Origin of the sequence: Turneriella parva DSM 21527 (assembly GCF_000266885.1) — a bacterium.
Lineage (GTDB): Bacteria > Spirochaetota > Leptospiria > Turneriellales > Turneriellaceae > Turneriella > Turneriella parva.
Window position 1 is genome coordinate 1,704,483 of record NC_018020.1, and the last position, 16,594, is coordinate 1,721,076.

Sequence of the window (16,594 nt, forward strand, 5' to 3'; positions counted from 1 at the left end):
TCTTGCTCATGTCACGAGATCTTCATGATACCGCGCTCGGGTATCACGCAGGCTCAGGTTTTGCTTCAGTCACAAAGCGATTTCTGCCGGTTTCTTTCGCGTGGTATAGGCGTCTGTCGGCCTGCTCGATCAGGCGCTCAATCGGTTCTTTGGGGGCAATTTCTTCGAGTGACGCCAAACCTGCACTAAATGTGTAGTTTATGGTACGCCCCCCTGTAATGCACGGGGTTTCGATCAATTTGTTTTTCACCCGGTTCAGCATGTCGACGCACTTCGCTATCGTGCAGTCAAAAAACTGAATTACAAATTCTTCGCCGCCGAAGCGCGCAAGAATATCGTATTTGCGAATCTGGTCGCGTATGGTGTTGGTGAAATGCACGAGCACTGCGTCACCCGCTTCGTGCCCGTACTCATCGTTAATCTTCTTGAAGAAGTCAATATCGAGTACGGCGATGCAAAGGTTGCGGCGCATGCGCTGCGCGTAACTCAGATTGCTGTTCACCGCCTCGAAGAAGTAACGGCGGTTATATGCTCCCGTCAGATAGTCAGTCACAGAGCGCATGCGCAGGTCATGCTCCAGATTCTTGAGCCTGAGCGCCGAACGCACGCGGGCGCGCAGCTCTTGCGTCAGAAAAGGTTTCTTGACATAGTCGTGGCCGCCAACCTCAAAGCCGCGCTCAATGTCGCCCGCCTGATCGAGTGAAGTTACAAATATTATGGGTATTGCCTTGTATTCGTGGTTGCGCTTCAGCTGCTGCGCGAGCTCAAAACCCGTGATCTCTTTCATCATGACATCGAGCAGAATAAGATCGGGGGCCTCTTCGGCCATATGCGCCCAGAAGGCTATAAGGTTGTTGGCAACGATTACGGTGAACTCGGGCTGCAGCAGGGCCTGTATGTAGAGACCCTCGACTTCAGAGTCGTCGACGACCAGCACGCGCCGGGGCTGAACAGGGTCTGTTGCCAGCTCAGACATAATCGGTGAACATAGCCGCTGCGCCCTGCCGTGTAAATCGGTATTTACCGGCGCCACGTTTCGGGTTTACATTTCCACGGCCTGCCTGTAAGCGTACGGCTCAGCGCAGGTTACCAGAAATGCCACACCGCAGCAAACGCGTATTCAAAGCCGGCGACCGCATCTTCAACGAAGGCGAAAAGCAAGATATTGCGTTCATCGTCGAAGAAGGCCAGGTCGAAATTTTCACTGACTTCAAGGGCGAAAGGCGCACGCTGAATATTTTAGGCGCCGGCGCGCTGTTCGGCGAACTTGCGCTCGTCGATCGCCAACCGCGCTCGGCATCTGCCGAGGCGAAGACCGACGCTTTGCTCACAGTTGTGACGCAGCAACAGGTCGAAGAGCGTCTTGCCGACGCCGACCCGATTCTGCGCATGGTGCTCTTTGTTGTCATGCGCCATTTTCGCTCTGAGGTCGACAGGTCTCGCGACGGCTATGGCCCTTATGCACGTGCGACCGAAACCCGCGACGATTTTAACGAACGCAAGGTTGCCGAAGCGATTGAAATGATCAAGCTCGAGGCGGAGCTCAGAAGTGCTATGCGCAACGACGAATTTCGTCTGCACTATCAGCCGATACACGACCTGCGCTCACAAAAAATCGCCGGCCTCGAGGCGCTGATACGCTGGAAAAGCCCGACGCGCGGCGACATTATGCCCGCAGCGTTCATGCCGCTCGCCGAAGCGACTTCGCTCGTTGTGCCGATAGGCAATTGGGTAATCGATGCGGGCCTGAAAGACTATCTGCATTTTCGCGAAGCCGCCGGTGATCACCTTACGTTAAGTTTCAATCTCGCGCGCCGCCAAATGGAAAGCGCAGAGTTTTTGCCCTTCTTGAGCGAAACAGTCTCGTCTCGCGGTATAGATCCCACGAGCATTAAACTCGAGATGCTCGAGCGCAATTTATTTCAATCTGAAATGGTCTCAGGCTGGATTCAAGACTGCGCCGCGCGCGGCTTCGGTATCTTGCTCGACGACTTCGGCACGGGTTATTCGAGTCTGCAGTATCTGCAAGAGTACCAACCCGCTGCGCTCAAGATCGACCGCTCATTCGTCAAGGGCCTTGGCGTGAAACAAGAAAGCGAACGCATATGCAAAGCTGTGATTGAGCTCGCGCAGGCGCTCGGCATCGGGGTCATCGCCGAAGGCGTCGAAACGCTACAGCAGGCGCGCATGCTGCAAAACCTCGGCTGCCACCACGCGCAGGGTTATTTCTTCTCGCCGCCGCTTTCAGCGGACGCGATACGCCAGAGATTGAGTGCGTAATGGGCTAGACCCGCCTCGCACCGTCAGAGATCTTCACCCCGTACACCAGCGGAGCGCGCCCGAATGCCGCATTAAAACTTCTTTCTGCCTCTTGCAAAAAGGCAGCGAGGGCTGACTCTGCCACCACATTAATCGTGCAACCGCCGAACCCGCCGCCCATCATGCGCGCACCGGTGACGCCGCATTTTCTGGCAATATCGACCAGCAGGTCGAGCTCGGCGCAGCTCACGCGGTACTTCTTTGACAGACCTTCATGGCTCGCGAACATCTCTTGCCCAAATGCCGCAATGTCGCCCGTCTTGAGTTGGGTAATCGCATTCAACACGCGCGCATTTTCTTCAATGACGTACTGGCAGCGTGTAAAGGTCGCCGGCTGAAGCTGTGATCTGACGGCTTCGAGCATGGGTAAATCCGCATCGCGCAGGCTTTGTACTTCAGGGTAAATTGCCTTTAGAGACTTCACCCCTGCCTCGCACTCGGCGCGCCGCGTGTTATATTCTGACGAGGCGAGCGAGTGTTTTACCCGCGTGTCGAGCAACACGACCTGGTAGCCCGTTAGCCGAAAGGGCACGAGTTCGTAATCGAGCGAGCGGCAATCGAGTCTGATCAGCTTGTCGCGTTCGCCATGCAGCGAGGCAAACTGGTCCATGATGCCGCAGCGAACGCCCGCGTACTTGTGCTCTGCCGCCTGGCCGATTTCGGCGAGCTCGCGGCGCGAGATGCCGAACTGGCAAAGGTCATTGATCGCGAAAGCAAACGCGCTCTCGAGCGCCGCAGAAGACGACATGCCGCCGCCGACGGGCACATCACCTGCGAAGACTGCATCGAAGCCCGGTACCGCAAAACATCGGATATGGAATTCCATAACAACGCCCAGAATGTAGTTGGCCCACGCGACAGGCAGCTTTTGCCCGTCCGCGGCGAATGTGACTTCTTCTTTGAAATCGAGCGACTGTACGCGGTAGGTGTTCTTGCCATTGAGGCGAATGGCAACGCTGATACCTTTGTTGATTGCGCCCGGGAGCACAAAGCCCAGATTGTAATCTGTGTGCTCGCCGATCAGGTTCACCCGGCCCGGCGCCGTATAGAGCTGCCCATGGCCGCCAAAGCTTTCAGAAAATGCCGTGTGCAGAATTTCGTTCGCGACCACGTTCACCACCAGACACTGTAAATAACCACGAGCGCCAAAACGATAAAGGCGGATTTCAGTTTGAACCCAAGGCTCGTCGCAAACATTCCCGGCTCGGTAATGGGGGTCTGTGAATCTGGACGCCGCTTTTCTATAATTGCACTCACCGCAATGACAGCCGCACACAGTAAAAAAACTATCAGCATACGGTCGAGAAAGGGTATTTGCGGCAAAGTGGCCTTGAGCGCGGCAGAAAATATGAACGTGCCAATGGCTGCGAGCAGCGCGCCTTTCGCCGTGGCGCGTTTCCAGAAGAAGCCGAGTAAAAATATCGCAAGGGCGCCCGGGCTGACAAACCCGGTGAACTCTTGAATGAACTGAAATGCCTGGTCGAGGTTTTGCAATGCAATCGCGACCGGTATCGAAATCACCAGTGCAACCACAGACGTGAAGCGACCGACTTTCACGAGATGGCTTTGCGTCGCCGCTGTCTTCAGATGCCCGTGGTAGATATCCATTGTGAAAATGGTTGAGATGCTATTCATCATCGACGCGAGCGAACTCACGATTGCCGCGATGAGCGCCGCAAAGGCGAGGCCCTTGATTCCATTCGGCAAGAAGTTGTGCAAGAGCCACGGGTACGCGGCGTCGGGTTTTGCAATTTCTCCGTAATGTTTGCTCTGCGGGTCTGTGGTGATTACAAACGCGACGATGCCGGGTATCACGACAATCAGCGGCAACAGAAGTTTCAGCACACCTGCGAACGCAAGCCCCGTCTGTGCCTCGCGAATGCTCTTACCCGCGAGTGCGCGCTGAATAATGTACTGGTTACAACCCCAGTAGTAGAGATTGGCAATCCACATGCCACCGACAATGACACTGATGCCCGGCAGATTCGCATATTGAGGATTGCTCTTGTCAAGAATCATGTCGAACTTTTCAGGGGCTTTGCGCAGAAGTTTCCAAAAGCCATCGGCTGCACTGCCAGAATCGCTCGTGTACTGCAGCGCAATGTACGTGGTGATGAGCCCGCCACCGATGAGGAAAACAACCTGAATGACATCGGTCACGGCGACTGACTTGAGGCCACCGTAGACCGAATACGCGGCAGAGAAAGCGCCGAGCAAAAGAATGCCGAGAATCAGCGGGTCGACGGCGCGCCCGAAGAGTGCTATATCCTCACCACTAAACATCACGTTCTTGATGGTAAGGGCACCGAGGTAGAGAATCGACGAGAGATTCACAAACACAAACACGAGCAACCAGAAAACGGCCATCGTCGTTTTGACTCGGTTGTCGTAGCGTTTCGCCAGAAATTCTGGCATGGTGTAGATGCGCATCTTGAGAAAGATAGGCATGAAAAACACGGCGACTACAATGAGGGTAATCGCTCCCATGAATTCATAGCTTGCGATGCCCATGCCAATTGCAAAGCCCGAACCCGACATGCCGATGAACTGTTCGGCTGAAATATTTGATGCAATCAGCGATGCGCCAATCACCCACCAGCTGAGGCCGTTGCCTGCGAGAAAATAGTCCGTCGCGGTTTTGTCTTCGCCCGGCTTTGGGCGAGATACCCAGAGGCCGACACCCAGTATCAGCGCAAAGTAGGCGCCGACGATTGTGTAGTCGAGAATGCTAAATTTCATCTGCCACCTGTGTTGCCATGGCCATTTTCATCTGCTCGCAAAGCACAACGCCCGTAATCGTGAGGTCAAAGAACGGCGCGCCATGCGGATAATCGGGGCAGTATAAAGTTACCACCCCGCATAAGAGAAAGACCCGGAGCGTGAGTCAATTCAAAACCCTCAGGGCGTGGCCCCGGCAGATTGAAATTGACCGGTTAAAGGCCTAATATCCCCGGCTCATATGTTGCGGAAAGTCACAGCCCTCGCCATGGTAGCCCAGTTTTCGGCATGCACCAACATCGGCCTGCTTGAGCAGCTCGAAACACCCGGCGGTGAAGCCGGCAAAACCTGCGGCACCAATTGTCGGTTTTTCGTGACGCAAAACCAACATTCAGGCGCTCTGGGTGGGGCCGCAGGGGCCGATCAGCTCTGCTTAAACGACCCGTCAAATCCCAGTGGCCCCGGCCGTGGCCGGTGGAAGGCGATGCTCAGCGCAGGCGCTGAACGGCAGGCCTGCACGACCAATGGCTGTGGCACGGGCGGCATCGGCGAGAACATCAACTGGGTCTTAAGGCCGCTCGCATCGTATCGGCGTCCCGATGGTACGTTTATCGGGTCAACGAGTGAGCGCGCAATTTTTCAGACAATGCTCAGCGCCACGGTTTCGACCGTCGCGGCAGACGTATGGACAGGCTTCAATCAAGATTGGGTGTTTCAGGGAAATAACTGTAGCAACTGGACGAGCGCGAGCGGCGGGGTGAGTGGCGCGCGAGGGCAGGCGAACTCTATGCCGCCGGCGACGATTGATACCGGCGCAGTGCTGTCTTGCAACAGCGGTGCTTCGCTCTATTGTATTGAGCAGTAGCATGGCTAATTGAGTCGGGCATTATTCAGAGCAGAGCGCTCACCTGACCCGCATTTTCCCGGTTTGACTGTCGGCCTCGAATAAAAACCTGAACCCAGATACGTTGCGCGCATTTGTATAATACACGTGCTCACCCGTGAGTTCTGCCCGGTAGACACCGCCTTCTTCTGTCGCGGAAACGAGGCACACCTTCGATTCGAGATGCGCATACGTAAGAATAATCTGTTGCTCGAGTAGCAGCCCCAGCAGTTCTGCGCCCTGCCAGCGCTTAAGAGCAGCCGGTGTCGCTGCGCCGATGAATCCCCCGTTGCGCAGCGGTTTGCCAGTGGCATCTTGGCGCGTGAGATCGCTGAAATACTGCGCGTTGACGACGACCGCTCTCGTCTTTTCAGAACGAAAAAGCAGAAAGTCATTCGCAGCGATGCCCGATGGTTGAGCAATGAGGTTTGGGTCGGCAGGGCGCTGCCTGACTGCGCGCACAGTAAAGGTCGCCTCTTCGGCGGCTGCATCGCCCGTGAGGCCGCTCCACGGGCTTGTGTGGCGTTCAATGTGCCAGGTCTTGAGGCAGCTGTTTGTGGTCATGCGCGGTTTCTTTGCGCGAGCGGCGAACGCAGGCAGCGCCAATGTGATCGCAAGAACGAAGATGCAGAGTGGCGTGTTAGAGGGTTTCTGGTGCAGCATAACCGGTTATATTTTCGCATCGCTGAATTCGGGCGGGCCGCTGTCAGCGTTTATCGAGCTTTTTCTTGTAGAGCCAGGTCTTGCTGCTTTTCCACTCCATTCGGGCGAGGTTGTCGACGGGCAGCACGTGCTTGAGGTAGCTCTGCTCGTAAAAATCGAATTCTGTAGTGCCGGTGTAATCGCGCGGCCAGGTGCTGCGGTTTTGGCCCTGGTGGTCTTCTTTCGGAAAAGGCCGGTCGTAATAACCCCATTCGACCAAATGAAAAAACTCGTGGTGGTAGAAGAGGGCCGAGCCGCCGTCACGCAGCATGTTGTCGCCTTCGCTGACCCACAGCGCCCGGTGAGTTGACTCGTCGCCGCTAACCCATGGATGCTCGGTAACACCGCCGTTGGTAATCATCACCTGTTCGGGTTTCGCCGTGCCCGGCCACATGAGAATCGTGGCGTCGGCGGCGAGGGCCTGCTTCACAACCGAAGGTTTGAGCGCCGGCTCGATAAACTGCGGCTTAGCCTGCGCTATCCAGCGGTTGTAGCGCGGGTCAGTATGGAATTCCACAGCGGTGACGCGAGACCCGACGAGGGGTATGGTTTTCAGTTTCCATTCGACTTCGCCCCCGGTTAGCGCCAGAATGCTGTCAGAAAAATACTGGAAGTTTTTCTGGTTCTCAGGTATTGCGATCGAAAGAATCTTCTTGTTCGCGACGAACGACGCGGCTGCTGCGTCGCCAGCCTTGAAGCGATCGGCTTCTGCAGCGTTTGCCGGCAGATTTAAGCGAGTTTCGGGCACCAACAGCATTAACGCGGTGCGCAGCGTGCGGCCTTTCGCCTGCGGGTTCTCTTTGCGCCACGTTGCGGCAATCTGTCTGATGCGCAGCTCGTCGTGCAGAAAACCGTCGCGCGCCGCCAATGTGGCGCGGTTCATGTCGAGAGCGCCGCTGAAATATTGCAGCGCCCTGGTAAAATCTCGGCGCCGGTAAGCCTCATCGCCCAGCTCGAGCGCGAGCATCGCCAGCGGGCTCAGAAAGTAACCGTTCGTTTCGGCGACGCGGCTCACAGTCATCAAGAAGCCAAACCACTTCTCTGGCTCTGGCAGGTTTTTCGCTGACTTGCCGACGAGGGCGCTCACTGCATTGGCCGTGTTGGCAATCACTGGCTTCTCTGCAAAGGGGCTGGCGAGCCGCAAATAGAACCGGGCACCCGTGCTGAGTTGACCTTGCTCGACGTATGCAATCGTCAGGTAATTGATCTGTAAAAGGTAGTTGTGCTCGGCGATCTGCGCCACTGCCCCTGCGTTGAGGCGCGTTGCCTGCGCAACGAGGCCCGCATAATCTTTTTGGTTCCAGAGGCACCAGACAGCATGTGCGCGGTGCACAGCAGCCCGCGCAGGTTCGAGGCTCGCAGCCTTCAGCGCTGCCGCCGTCGATTTCTGCCAGTAGTCTGGGTTTGTCGCAGCCAAATTGCCCGAGCCAACGTATATCAGGTAAAATCCCAAATGGTGGCGCGGGTATTTCTGGCTGAGGCTCTCGCCATATTCGATGGCGGCAGACCAGTTTTGTGCATTGATGAGGTCTAAGCCCTGTTTCCACTCGGCGCTGCTCACCGCTGCGATTTTAGTCGGTGTCGACAGCGCCGCGGCGAGCGCAATCGCGCCCGCCAGCTGCCTCAGGGAAGCCAACTTGATTTGTACCATCAGCACCTCTATAGCAGCCCATTGCGGATTGTAAACGGAAATCAGGCCTGCTTTTACGGAATTTCGTCGTTTCACCGTGGCGCTGAAATGTCTAATTGGGTAACCTGCCGTCAGCCCAGTCGGCGATCAAGGCTCATGAACAAAGAGCTTGTCGCCGCCTTCTGCGTCTTTTCCTTATCCGCAGGAGTAACGTGTATATGCACAATCAAGACCTGGTATTCGACATCATTCCCAAAGACCTGTTCGACATACGGCGCGACGGTACCCTCGTCGAGTCGATACAACACCTCATCGAGCAGTGCCACCCCGGCACCACCCAGATGAAACTCGAAACGCTTTCGGGCGAAGAGTCGGTCGCCTCGATACCGTTTGCCATGTCGAACCGCGCGCTGCATGGCCTGCTGCACGGCGGCGCTTACTTCACCGTCGGTGATACCATTACCGCGATGATGTGCCTCTTCTTCATTGAAGAACCCAACGAACGCATGCTCACGATCAACGCCTCGATTCGTTACCTGCGCCCGGTCAACCGCGAGACGGTGAAGGCGCGCGCGTTGCTCAAGCGCCGCGAGGGCAAGAACCTGTACTTCGTCTGTGACTTCTTTTTGCCAGACGGCAAACGCGCCGCGCAGGCGAAGTACCACTACGTGCTGGCGAAAATACAGTAAGCCAGGAAAAACCCACCGAACAGGGGACCTGGGTCGTTAGTAGGTACTAAAAGACGGAAAACCTGAACTCCGCTATCTGCCGGTAGGTTTCACCGGGGCGCACCAACGTCGAAGGAAAATGCGCGATATTCGGCGAGTTGGGAAAAAACTGCGGCTCGAGGCAGAACGAACCGTGCCTTCGATAGACCGCGCCCCCTTTGCCCGGCATCGGCGGCAGGTCGTGGTTCGCGGTGTAGAACTGCAGCGCCGGGTAGCTGCTATGGATTTCCATAGCTATACCGGTCTGGGGCGCCACCACGCGCGCGGCGAAATAGAGGCCCGCAGTCGGCGGCCGCGACGTATCGACGACGAAGCATTGATCAAAACCGCCGCAGGTTCGTAACGGCAGAAAATCCGCCTTAAGCCTATCGCCAATACGTGCGGGATTTCGTAAGTCGAGCGGAGTCTTCTCGACGGGCAAAAGTTTTCCCGTCGGTATCGAATCAGCGTCGACTTCGAGGTAATGTGCCGCGTTGATCTGCACGAGATGGTCGTCGATGCTGCCGGCGTCGTGGCCTGCAAGATTGAAGTACGAGTGGTGCGCGATGTTGAGGTGCGTCGCCTTCTGCGGCACGGCCGTGTATTCGATGCGCAGCGTCGGGCCGGGCAAAAGTCTGTAGTGAATGCTATAGTCGACCGGGCCGGGAAAACCAAATTCGCCGTCGGGACTGTGGTAGGTGAAGGCAATTCCGTCGGTCGCGGCTGTGGTTCGACTGCGCTCACCACGAGCCCAATTCCATAGCACTGAGTCGAGGCCCTGCTCGCCGCTGTGCAAAAGGTGGCCGTTGCCGTTGGGTGTGAAGTGGTATTCGGTGCCGTCGATGGCAAAGCGCGCATTGGCGATGCGGTTAGCAAACGGGCCGACGTTCGCGCCGAAGAAGCGCGCACCCTTGCGGTAGTCTTCGTCGCTGTCATAGCCCGTCACAACGTCGACGAGGTTGCCCGTGCGGTCGGGTACCGAGAGCGAGACGAGGCGCGCGCCGTATTCGGTGAAGCGCGCAAATTTGTTATTTAAGAAATTCGCCAAACACCCAACCACGTTCAGAAAGCGGCACATTGCCCATGGCGTCTACTGCGTCGATCTCAACGTAATACCAATAGTTGTTCCATTTGTCGACCTGCAGCTTTTCGCGCGTTCTGGCGAGCACGGTGACCTTTTCGCCTTTGCGAAGATTCTTACGCTCTTCAACCGTCCCGTCTTTTTTTTGGGAGTTCCAACTCAAAGCTTCTGAACTCTTTGACGGTGCCTTGCGTACGATCAGCGTTGTCGTCGGCTTCTTAAATGCGGGTGAGTAGATCACCGCTACGCCATCGACCATTCTTTCGGCGCCGGTTTTGACGTGCGCACCGGTATCATAAAAATCGATTTTGTTGCCACCCACGACCGGCTGACATGAAAGCAGTTCGGTATATTGCAGAGATTCTTCGGTTCGCAGCAAAGTACAGCGCAGGTCGCCCGGCACCTCTCCGTCTATGCCGGCGCTGGTTCTCTTGAAGCCGGTGATCACGACGGCCCCAGTGTCGATCGTATACCGCCCCTCGGCTTGCACATCCAGCTCGGCGATCGCCTGTATATATTTGGCGACCCCTTTCTTAAAGCTCAGCTTATATTCATAGCCCGGGTGGTTGGGTTCGGCATTCCACTTACCCTGCGCGAGCCTCTTCTCGCTCAATGGCAGAGCCTGCGCAAAAACGGCAAAGCCGAGAAAAAAAGTACAAACGGTTATGGCCCGGCAGAGTCTCGCTATCAGGCCAATGCGGATTTCGAAAGTCATGGTTATTATTTCATAGAATGCAGGCCGATGATATTGCCTTCTGTGTCTTTCACCAATGCCATGAAGCCATGTTCGCCGATCGGTGTTTTCTCTTGTTCGACACTGCCGCCATGCTGCTTTGCGCGGGCTGCCTGCACCGAACAATCTTCGCAGCCGAAGTAGACAAGCGTGCCGCCCACACCGGGACTAAAGCCCTGCATTTTGACCAGCATACCGCCTGAGCCATAACTCGACATGCCAGCTTCTTTATCCATCGGAAAAAACCACATGTCCATTTCGGTTTCGGGGGTCGGGTTTGGCATCTGTTCAAGTTTGGTCTGAAAGACGGCCTCGTAAAACGTCTTTGCGCGCGTCATGTCGTCGACGTAGATCTCAAAGTGCACAACGGGATTGTTGATCATATTTTCGCTCCTGTAGGTTTTGTTATCTCTATTGGAGTGCTATACCACCGAGCGCACTTCAGCCTGCCAACATAAAATATCTACCGATGACGGGGCACAATGCGCATGATGCAAGGAGTTTATTTCAAAAGATGTAAGAAAGCACGATATAAGTTGATGTCGAGACACCTATGGAATGCTCCCCCAGATATTCATACATATTGACTGCCCCGCGCATCAGAACAGACGCCGCCCAGTGGGGAGTAATCAGGTATTTGACCTCAGGGAAAAAAGTGAAAGCACCCGAAGAGTATTCATTCATGCCGCCATAAGAGCTTGAGTACCAGTTGAAAGTGCGTGTATAACCCATTGAAAAGTTCAGGCGCCATGCATCTGTAAAACGAAAGCTATATCCCAATGCAATACCCGGGGCCATAGAGTATTGTTGCGATCTCCAACCAGAATACTGAGACGAAAAACCCACAGGCAGCTCGTATCGGGCAAACCAATTAGACAACAGAAAGTGGTTCGCGTAAGGTGCAAGGTAGACTCCGAAAGATTTATAGTATTTGCTGTTCTCTGAGTTGGCCACGCTAAACCCCAGCGAAAGATCGAACGTGCCTTTGCTACCGTACTCGGCACTGGCGTTTTCTTCGGCCGACACCGCGCCGGTCATGAGCAGGCTGATTATCAATAGTAATACTCTGCTGCATCGGTAGGTATTTTGGCGCAAGAAATTCTTAATCGTCTTTCGCTGAGTCTCGATCAACTGCATGTGGCACCATTCTGACCCATGTCAAGAAAGCAACTCTTTGAGCAGACCTTTGGTCTAGGCTCTACGATATCGATACTCGGTTTGGTTCTTTTGCCCGCGCGAGCTCATCGTCTTGTCCTTTACCGCCTGGGCAAGGTCACGGCTCGCAGTCGGTAACGATATATCGGCGAACAAGGCTATGTAATCTTTTCGGCTAAACCATTTCTTCTTGAATACAGTTTCAGCAAACGAAATTCTTTCTTTGGTCGTCGACCGGCGACGTGGGGTCACGGTAACGACTTCTTTCAGGGCGATCGCCGTTGTCTCGAGTGCGAACTCCACAAATCTCGTGGCATCACCCGCTTTGTCGCAAAGTTCAAGCACGCGGTAGTATTGCTTTTGTTTCGCCTTGATCACCGACTCGAAGGGCACCGTTTCGAAAAACCTGTGGTACTCTCGCAGCACCAGGTGCTGCCATAGCCGGCCCATGCGGCCATTGCCGTCTTCAAACGGGTGTATATATTCAATCTCGTAATGCAGCACCGCAGCCATCACAAGCGGATGCAGATCGCGGTTGCGCTCTGCGTAAGAAAAAAGCCTACCCATCAGCTGCGGCAGCTGTTTGGCGCCCGGCGCGATATGCGAGATACGTTCACCTTTCATGATACCCACGGCGCCGGCACGGTATTTACCCGCAGAAGCCAAAAGGCCCGCCATCATGATGCCGTGCGCTTTCTTAAAATCTCTTTCACTGGTCGATCGCCATTTGCCCGCGGCGGCGTAGGCCTCAATAGCATTCTGTATTTCGCGGATTTCATTTTTAGGGCCAACAACACGCTTCTTGTCAAAGATCGCCGTGGCCTGATCAAGCGACAAGCTGTTGCCCTCAATCGCGAGTGAGTCTTTCACCGAACGCACCCGGTTCTGCCGGCGCAGCATAGGCTCTTGCCTTACAAGAGTCGAAAGGTCGACCTGGCCCAGAAGGCGCTCAATTTCAGAGACGAGCCGCAGCGCCTTCGGCGTGACGGAAAACGGAGGGTATTTCTCGTCCATAAATGATAGTATCAAATGATACTATCATTGTAAAGCCAAATTTGAAGGTTCGGGCTTCAGTAGAGTATGTTGCTGGCCGTACGCTTTGGTGTAAAGCCTCAGCGGCTCATGCCCACAACATCTGCGGGTACTCGCCCTTTGCAATCAGTGCGTTCAGTTTTTCAACTACCTTGGGCCGGTCGCCCTGGTACGTGACGCCAAACCATTCAGAATCGGTAGTGAGCACCTTGAGTTTCGCAGTCTTGCTCGCGACAAGGTTATTGACCACGAGCGGTATAAAAAACTCTGACTTGGGGTCGTTGCCCTTCTCGCGTAGAAAATCCGCAAACATTTTGTCAGAGTGCGCAAAATAATCTGGAGTGAAACCCCACATGTTCATCGATACGATCGCCTTGTCGTCGACCGGCACCATGTTGCCCGTTTCGTCTTTGTACCTGATGGTACCTTCTATGCGCTCGATATGCGTGCGCTCGACAACCGTGGTGAGATAACCGTTCGCGTCGGCAGAGCAGACACCGCGCGAGACGGCACCGAGTTCAGACAGCGTTCTGCCGAGCTGGTAGCCGACCATGCAATAGTCGTTCTGCTTGCCGCTGACGCCTCTGAGAAAATCACCGAGCACCTGAAACGCGTGGCGGCCATAATAGTCGTCGGCGTTGATGACAGCGAATGGCTCATGGATTGTGCCGGCCGCCATCATGACGGCGTGGTTGGTGCCCCAGGGTTTAGTGCGCTCTGGGTTGAGTTTGAAATCCTTGGGTATATTCTCAAGCTCTTGCATCACGTACGCCACCTCAATCTGGTTTTTGTAGCGCGCTTGCGAGAAGACCGCCCTGAAATCGTCGGCGAAACTGCCGCGAATGACGAATACGACCTTACCGAAGCCGGCGCGAATTGCGTCGAAAACTGAATAATCCATGATGGTTTCACCGCCTGGGCCGAGGCCATCCATTTGTTTGAGGCTGCCGTAGCGGCTGCCCATGCCGGCCGCGAGAATGAGAAGGGTGGGTCTTTGCATGGGGTAAAAATTACCGTCAGCGACACGGCGTCAGTATTTAAGTTTTCAGGCTCTGAACCGTTTCTTACATTCCAAAACGAAGTGCGATAGGGCTGCGAAAGTAGACCTCGGCCGGGGTTCGGTAATTCAGCCGCTTGCGTGGTCGGTTATTTAGTAATTTAAGCGCTGCGTCAACCTGTTCCTGGTCGATGCGCCGAAAATCTGTGCCTTTGGGAAAAGACTCGCGCAGCAGGCCGTTCGTGTTTTCGTTCGTACCTCTCTGCCATGGCGAGCCGGGGTCACAAAAGTAGATGCCGCAGTTCAGCACTTGCTGCAGGTCGCGGTAGCCACTCATCTCGGTGCCCCGATCGTAAATGATACCCCGCAGCCGTTCGTTATCGATGTCGGCGAATAGGTCGCGCGCTGCAGCGTTAAACTGTGTCACCAATTTGCGCTCCAGTTTCGCCGCGAGCAAGTAACGCGAATGCCTTTCGACGAAAGTTGCAATCTGCCCGGTGCCCATTTTACCCTCGACCAAATCGCCCTCCCAGTAGCCGGGTTTGCGTCGCGTCAAAGCTTCGGCTGGCAGGTCGTGAATGCGAAAAAACCCTTTGTTTTCAGCCTCAATCCTCACTTTGCGCTTGTATGGTTTGCCTTTGCGGCGCAGGCACAGGCGATAAAAATTCGATGTGCCGGATTTCTTGCGCACATGATTGTAAATCGTCTGCATGCAGACACCGTCGAAACGTTCTAGGCGCATGCGGCCTGCGATCTGTTCTGGTGACAGCGTCGACTTGAGCGATGCTCCGATCTCTGACCAAAGCTCTGGTGTAACCTTCGCGGCGTTGGTATTAGTCTGGCGCTTTCGCGCCTCGTCTCTGGCGCACCGCGCGCTGTAATGTCGTGGCATTGAATTACGCCGAATCTCTCGAAAAATAGTGCTCGGGTGTCGCTTAAGATTTCTGGCGATTTGGCTGGCCTTGAGGCCCTCAGCAAGGCTTTCTTCTATACGCAGTCTTTCATCATTTGATAGTTGAACGTAGGGTCGCATCCGGGGGCTCCGTGGTCGTTTTTCGCAAATCAACCTCGAAACCCGGGAGCGGCCTTACATTACTTTATCCCTTTCGCACTTCGTTTTGGAATCTGCCTTTTTGACATTGAAGCGAAGCAGGTTTCACAGATTCCGTGGGTCAATTGCGGGGGCATGGGGAGTTCGAAAAGCCGCAGGCGTTCAATCGCATCTTCGACTTCTGCCCATTGACCGGTACCCGATTCTGTTTCAATACGGTTGCACCACGCGCAGACCCGAAGCAAACCGTTGGAGCGCGGTGTGTTTCGAGATAACAATGTCACCGGTGCCCTCTGTTCGAGTTGCACGATGCGGGTTTCGAATTCGACTGTATTGCCTTCACCCGCTCTGACGGTCATTTCGAGCAACCGCCGGCAATCGGGCCCGTCGCAGCGAAGGGAAAATCGTGCCGACCGCCCCTCGCGAACCCGCGAGACAATCTGCTGGTAGAGCTTCAGGGTTGTCTCATCATTGATGTATTTCCAAAGAGATTTACCGATGATGGCGGGCTGCGCCAGCTCAGGGCCATCGTTTGCCGAGGCAAACTGCACCCAGCCCTCGTCGAAAGAGCAGATATTGTCATCGGCATCGATCGCATAGCGAACGCCGTTCGAAGGCTGCTGCGTGGTTTTCATCGTGGTGTATTCCCCATCGCTAAACGACGCTGGTAATCCATAGCGGCCGCTTCCATTGCACGATAATTGAGAAGCTATCGCTACAGAAAGTATACAATTTCGTGCAACTTTGTGCTACATTTCCCGAAGCCATCGTGATCAATGATATTCATTTCGGCGGGCGGGGTAGCCTAGGTCAAAGTAACCGCAGTTGCAGCGGCGCAGACATTCATGCCTGGGCCGGCAAGTCGTCTTTAGCCTTATTCGCGAATTGTATATGCTGACTGACGACAAAGTGAGACAGCTGGCCAAACCCCGTCAGATACGTAACCCCCGCACGTGCAAAGATGACCTCTTCCCGCGTGCTGTGGGCCATGCCCACGAACTGCAACCCAAAGCCCGTGGCAGCCTTATAATCTGCCAAGGTGTCACCTATATACAAAAGATCTGAACGGTTGATGCCGATTGTTTCGAACTTCTCGCAAATTGGTTCGAACACCAGCGGGTTAGGTTTATGGACATTCGTGTGTTCGCAGGTTTGTACATCTAAGAAGAGATTCTTCTTTAAACAGAGTTCGGCGAGTTCTGCCCCAACGCGCTTCTCGCTCGATGACGTAAGAATACCGTACTTCAGGGCTTCGCGAAATTCGTCGAGAAAATCAACGACTCCTTCATTCAGCTGATTCGGGTCAGCCGCACAATATTCATTGTAGATAGCCCAGAGTTTCTCAAGGTCGTTATCGACATGTTTGCCAAACAGGGTGATCAAGAAGCTGTCGCCCGGTAACCCCCATGCGCTATCAATCTCAGCAATATCCATTTCTGTATTGAAATGCTCACGGGAGATTTTCTTGATCGTTTCATATCGTATTTCCCGGGTACGGACAAGTGTATCATCATAATCAAATATTATGGCTTTTATTGGTTTCATAATTCAGTATAATCTTTTGGGTTGATAGGCTTTCACGCAAC

Annotated in this window: 18 protein-coding genes; 3 read left to right on the forward strand and 15 right to left on the reverse strand. The window is 54.7% G+C overall.

Features of this window, described 5'->3' with window-relative positions:
* Window positions 1-43: 43 nt before the first annotated feature.
* Window positions 44-976, reverse strand: a complete 933-nt coding sequence (locus TURPA_RS08325; RefSeq protein WP_014802858.1) for a diguanylate cyclase — start codon at window positions 974-976, stop codon at window positions 44-46.
* 119 nt (window positions 977-1,095) lie between these two features.
* Between TURPA_RS08325 and TURPA_RS08330 the strand changes: the two genes are divergently transcribed.
* Window positions 1,096-2,280, forward strand: coding sequence for an EAL domain-containing protein (locus tag TURPA_RS08330; RefSeq protein ID WP_014802859.1), 1,185 nt, complete (start codon window positions 1,096-1,098; stop codon window positions 2,278-2,280).
* 4 nt (window positions 2,281-2,284) lie between these two features.
* Here the strand turns inward: TURPA_RS08330 and galK are convergent, their stop codons facing one another.
* Genes galK through TURPA_RS24135 form a run of 3 tightly spaced genes read right to left on the reverse strand, consistent with a single transcriptional unit; the run spans window position 2,285 to window position 5,173 of the window.
* On the reverse strand, window positions 2,285-3,430 hold the full coding sequence (galK, locus tag TURPA_RS08335; RefSeq protein ID WP_014802860.1) for a galactokinase: 1,146 nt from the start codon (window positions 3,428-3,430) through the stop codon (window positions 2,285-2,287).
* 2 nt (window positions 3,431-3,432) lie between these two features.
* Window positions 3,433-5,058, reverse strand: a complete 1,626-nt coding sequence (locus tag TURPA_RS08340; protein ID WP_014802861.1) for a sodium/sugar symporter — start codon at window positions 5,056-5,058, stop codon at window positions 3,433-3,435.
* A complete protein-coding gene (locus TURPA_RS24135; protein ID WP_281054964.1) occupies window positions 5,048-5,173 on the reverse strand; it encodes a hypothetical protein in 126 nt (41 codons plus the stop codon). The genes TURPA_RS08340 and TURPA_RS24135 overlap by 11 nt, the downstream gene beginning before the upstream one ends.
* Before the next feature lie 105 nt (window positions 5,174-5,278).
* Here TURPA_RS24135 and TURPA_RS21630 point away from each other — a divergent pair, with 105 nt between their 5' ends.
* A complete protein-coding gene (locus tag TURPA_RS21630; RefSeq protein ID WP_014802862.1) occupies window positions 5,279-5,902 on the forward strand; it encodes a DUF1554 domain-containing protein in 624 nt (207 codons plus the stop codon).
* Between the two features lie 39 nt (window positions 5,903-5,941).
* Here TURPA_RS21630 and TURPA_RS08350 read toward each other — a convergent pair whose 3' ends face one another.
* Window positions 5,942-6,484: a hypothetical protein gene (locus TURPA_RS08350; protein ID WP_157210447.1), complete on the reverse strand. Its 543-nt coding sequence runs from the start codon at window positions 6,482-6,484 to the stop codon at window positions 5,942-5,944.
* Window positions 6,485-6,626: 142 nt separating this feature from the next.
* Window positions 6,627-8,273: a hypothetical protein gene (locus TURPA_RS08355; RefSeq protein ID WP_014802864.1), complete on the reverse strand. Its 1,647-nt coding sequence runs from the start codon at window positions 8,271-8,273 to the stop codon at window positions 6,627-6,629.
* Window positions 8,274-8,470: 197 nt separating this feature from the next.
* On the opposite strand from TURPA_RS08355, the gene TURPA_RS08360 reads away from it, so the two are divergent.
* Window positions 8,471-8,941: a PaaI family thioesterase gene (locus tag TURPA_RS08360; RefSeq protein ID WP_014802865.1), complete on the forward strand. Its 471-nt coding sequence runs from the start codon at window positions 8,471-8,473 to the stop codon at window positions 8,939-8,941.
* 46 nt (window positions 8,942-8,987) lie between these two features.
* Here TURPA_RS08360 and TURPA_RS08365 read toward each other — a convergent pair whose 3' ends face one another.
* The 9 genes from TURPA_RS08365 to TURPA_RS08405 all read right to left on the reverse strand — a co-directional run bounded on the left by TURPA_RS08365 (window position 8,988) and on the right by TURPA_RS08405 (window position 16,553).
* Complete coding sequence (locus TURPA_RS08365) at window positions 8,988-10,007, reverse strand: aldose epimerase family protein (RefSeq protein ID WP_053332150.1); 1,020 nt, start codon at window positions 10,005-10,007, stop codon at window positions 8,988-8,990.
* Window positions 9,988-10,755 (reverse strand): SH3 domain-containing protein, encoded by a 768-nt coding sequence (locus TURPA_RS08370; RefSeq protein WP_014802867.1) that lies wholly within the window; start codon window positions 10,753-10,755, stop codon window positions 9,988-9,990. Before TURPA_RS08370 ends, TURPA_RS08365 begins: the two co-directional genes overlap by 20 nt.
* Window positions 10,756-10,760: 5 nt before the next feature.
* Complete coding sequence (locus tag TURPA_RS08375) at window positions 10,761-11,156, reverse strand: VOC family protein (protein ID WP_014802868.1); 396 nt, start codon at window positions 11,154-11,156, stop codon at window positions 10,761-10,763.
* A 124-nt stretch (window positions 11,157-11,280) separates the two neighbouring features.
* Window positions 11,281-11,910, reverse strand: a complete 630-nt coding sequence (locus TURPA_RS08380) for a hypothetical protein (RefSeq protein ID WP_014802869.1) — start codon at window positions 11,908-11,910, stop codon at window positions 11,281-11,283.
* A gap of 54 nt (window positions 11,911-11,964) precedes the next feature.
* Window positions 11,965-12,942 carry a Fic family protein gene (locus TURPA_RS08385; protein ID WP_014802870.1) on the reverse strand — a complete coding sequence of 326 codons (978 nt, stop codon included), beginning with the start codon at window positions 12,940-12,942 and terminating at the stop codon, window positions 11,965-11,967.
* A 106-nt stretch (window positions 12,943-13,048) separates the two neighbouring features.
* On the reverse strand, window positions 13,049-13,960 hold the full coding sequence (locus tag TURPA_RS08390) for a nucleotidyltransferase family protein (protein WP_014802871.1): 912 nt from the start codon (window positions 13,958-13,960) through the stop codon (window positions 13,049-13,051).
* Between the two features lie 64 nt (window positions 13,961-14,024).
* Complete coding sequence (locus TURPA_RS08395; protein WP_014801511.1) at window positions 14,025-14,990, reverse strand: IS30 family transposase; 966 nt, start codon at window positions 14,988-14,990, stop codon at window positions 14,025-14,027.
* 59 nt (window positions 14,991-15,049) lie between these two features.
* On the reverse strand, window positions 15,050-15,643 hold the full coding sequence (locus TURPA_RS08400; RefSeq protein WP_014802872.1) for a hypothetical protein: 594 nt from the start codon (window positions 15,641-15,643) through the stop codon (window positions 15,050-15,052).
* A 208-nt stretch (window positions 15,644-15,851) separates the two neighbouring features.
* Window positions 15,852-16,553 carry an HAD family hydrolase gene (locus TURPA_RS08405; protein WP_014802873.1) on the reverse strand — a complete coding sequence of 234 codons (702 nt, stop codon included), beginning with the start codon at window positions 16,551-16,553 and terminating at the stop codon, window positions 15,852-15,854.
* Window positions 16,554-16,594 lie beyond the last annotated feature (41 nt).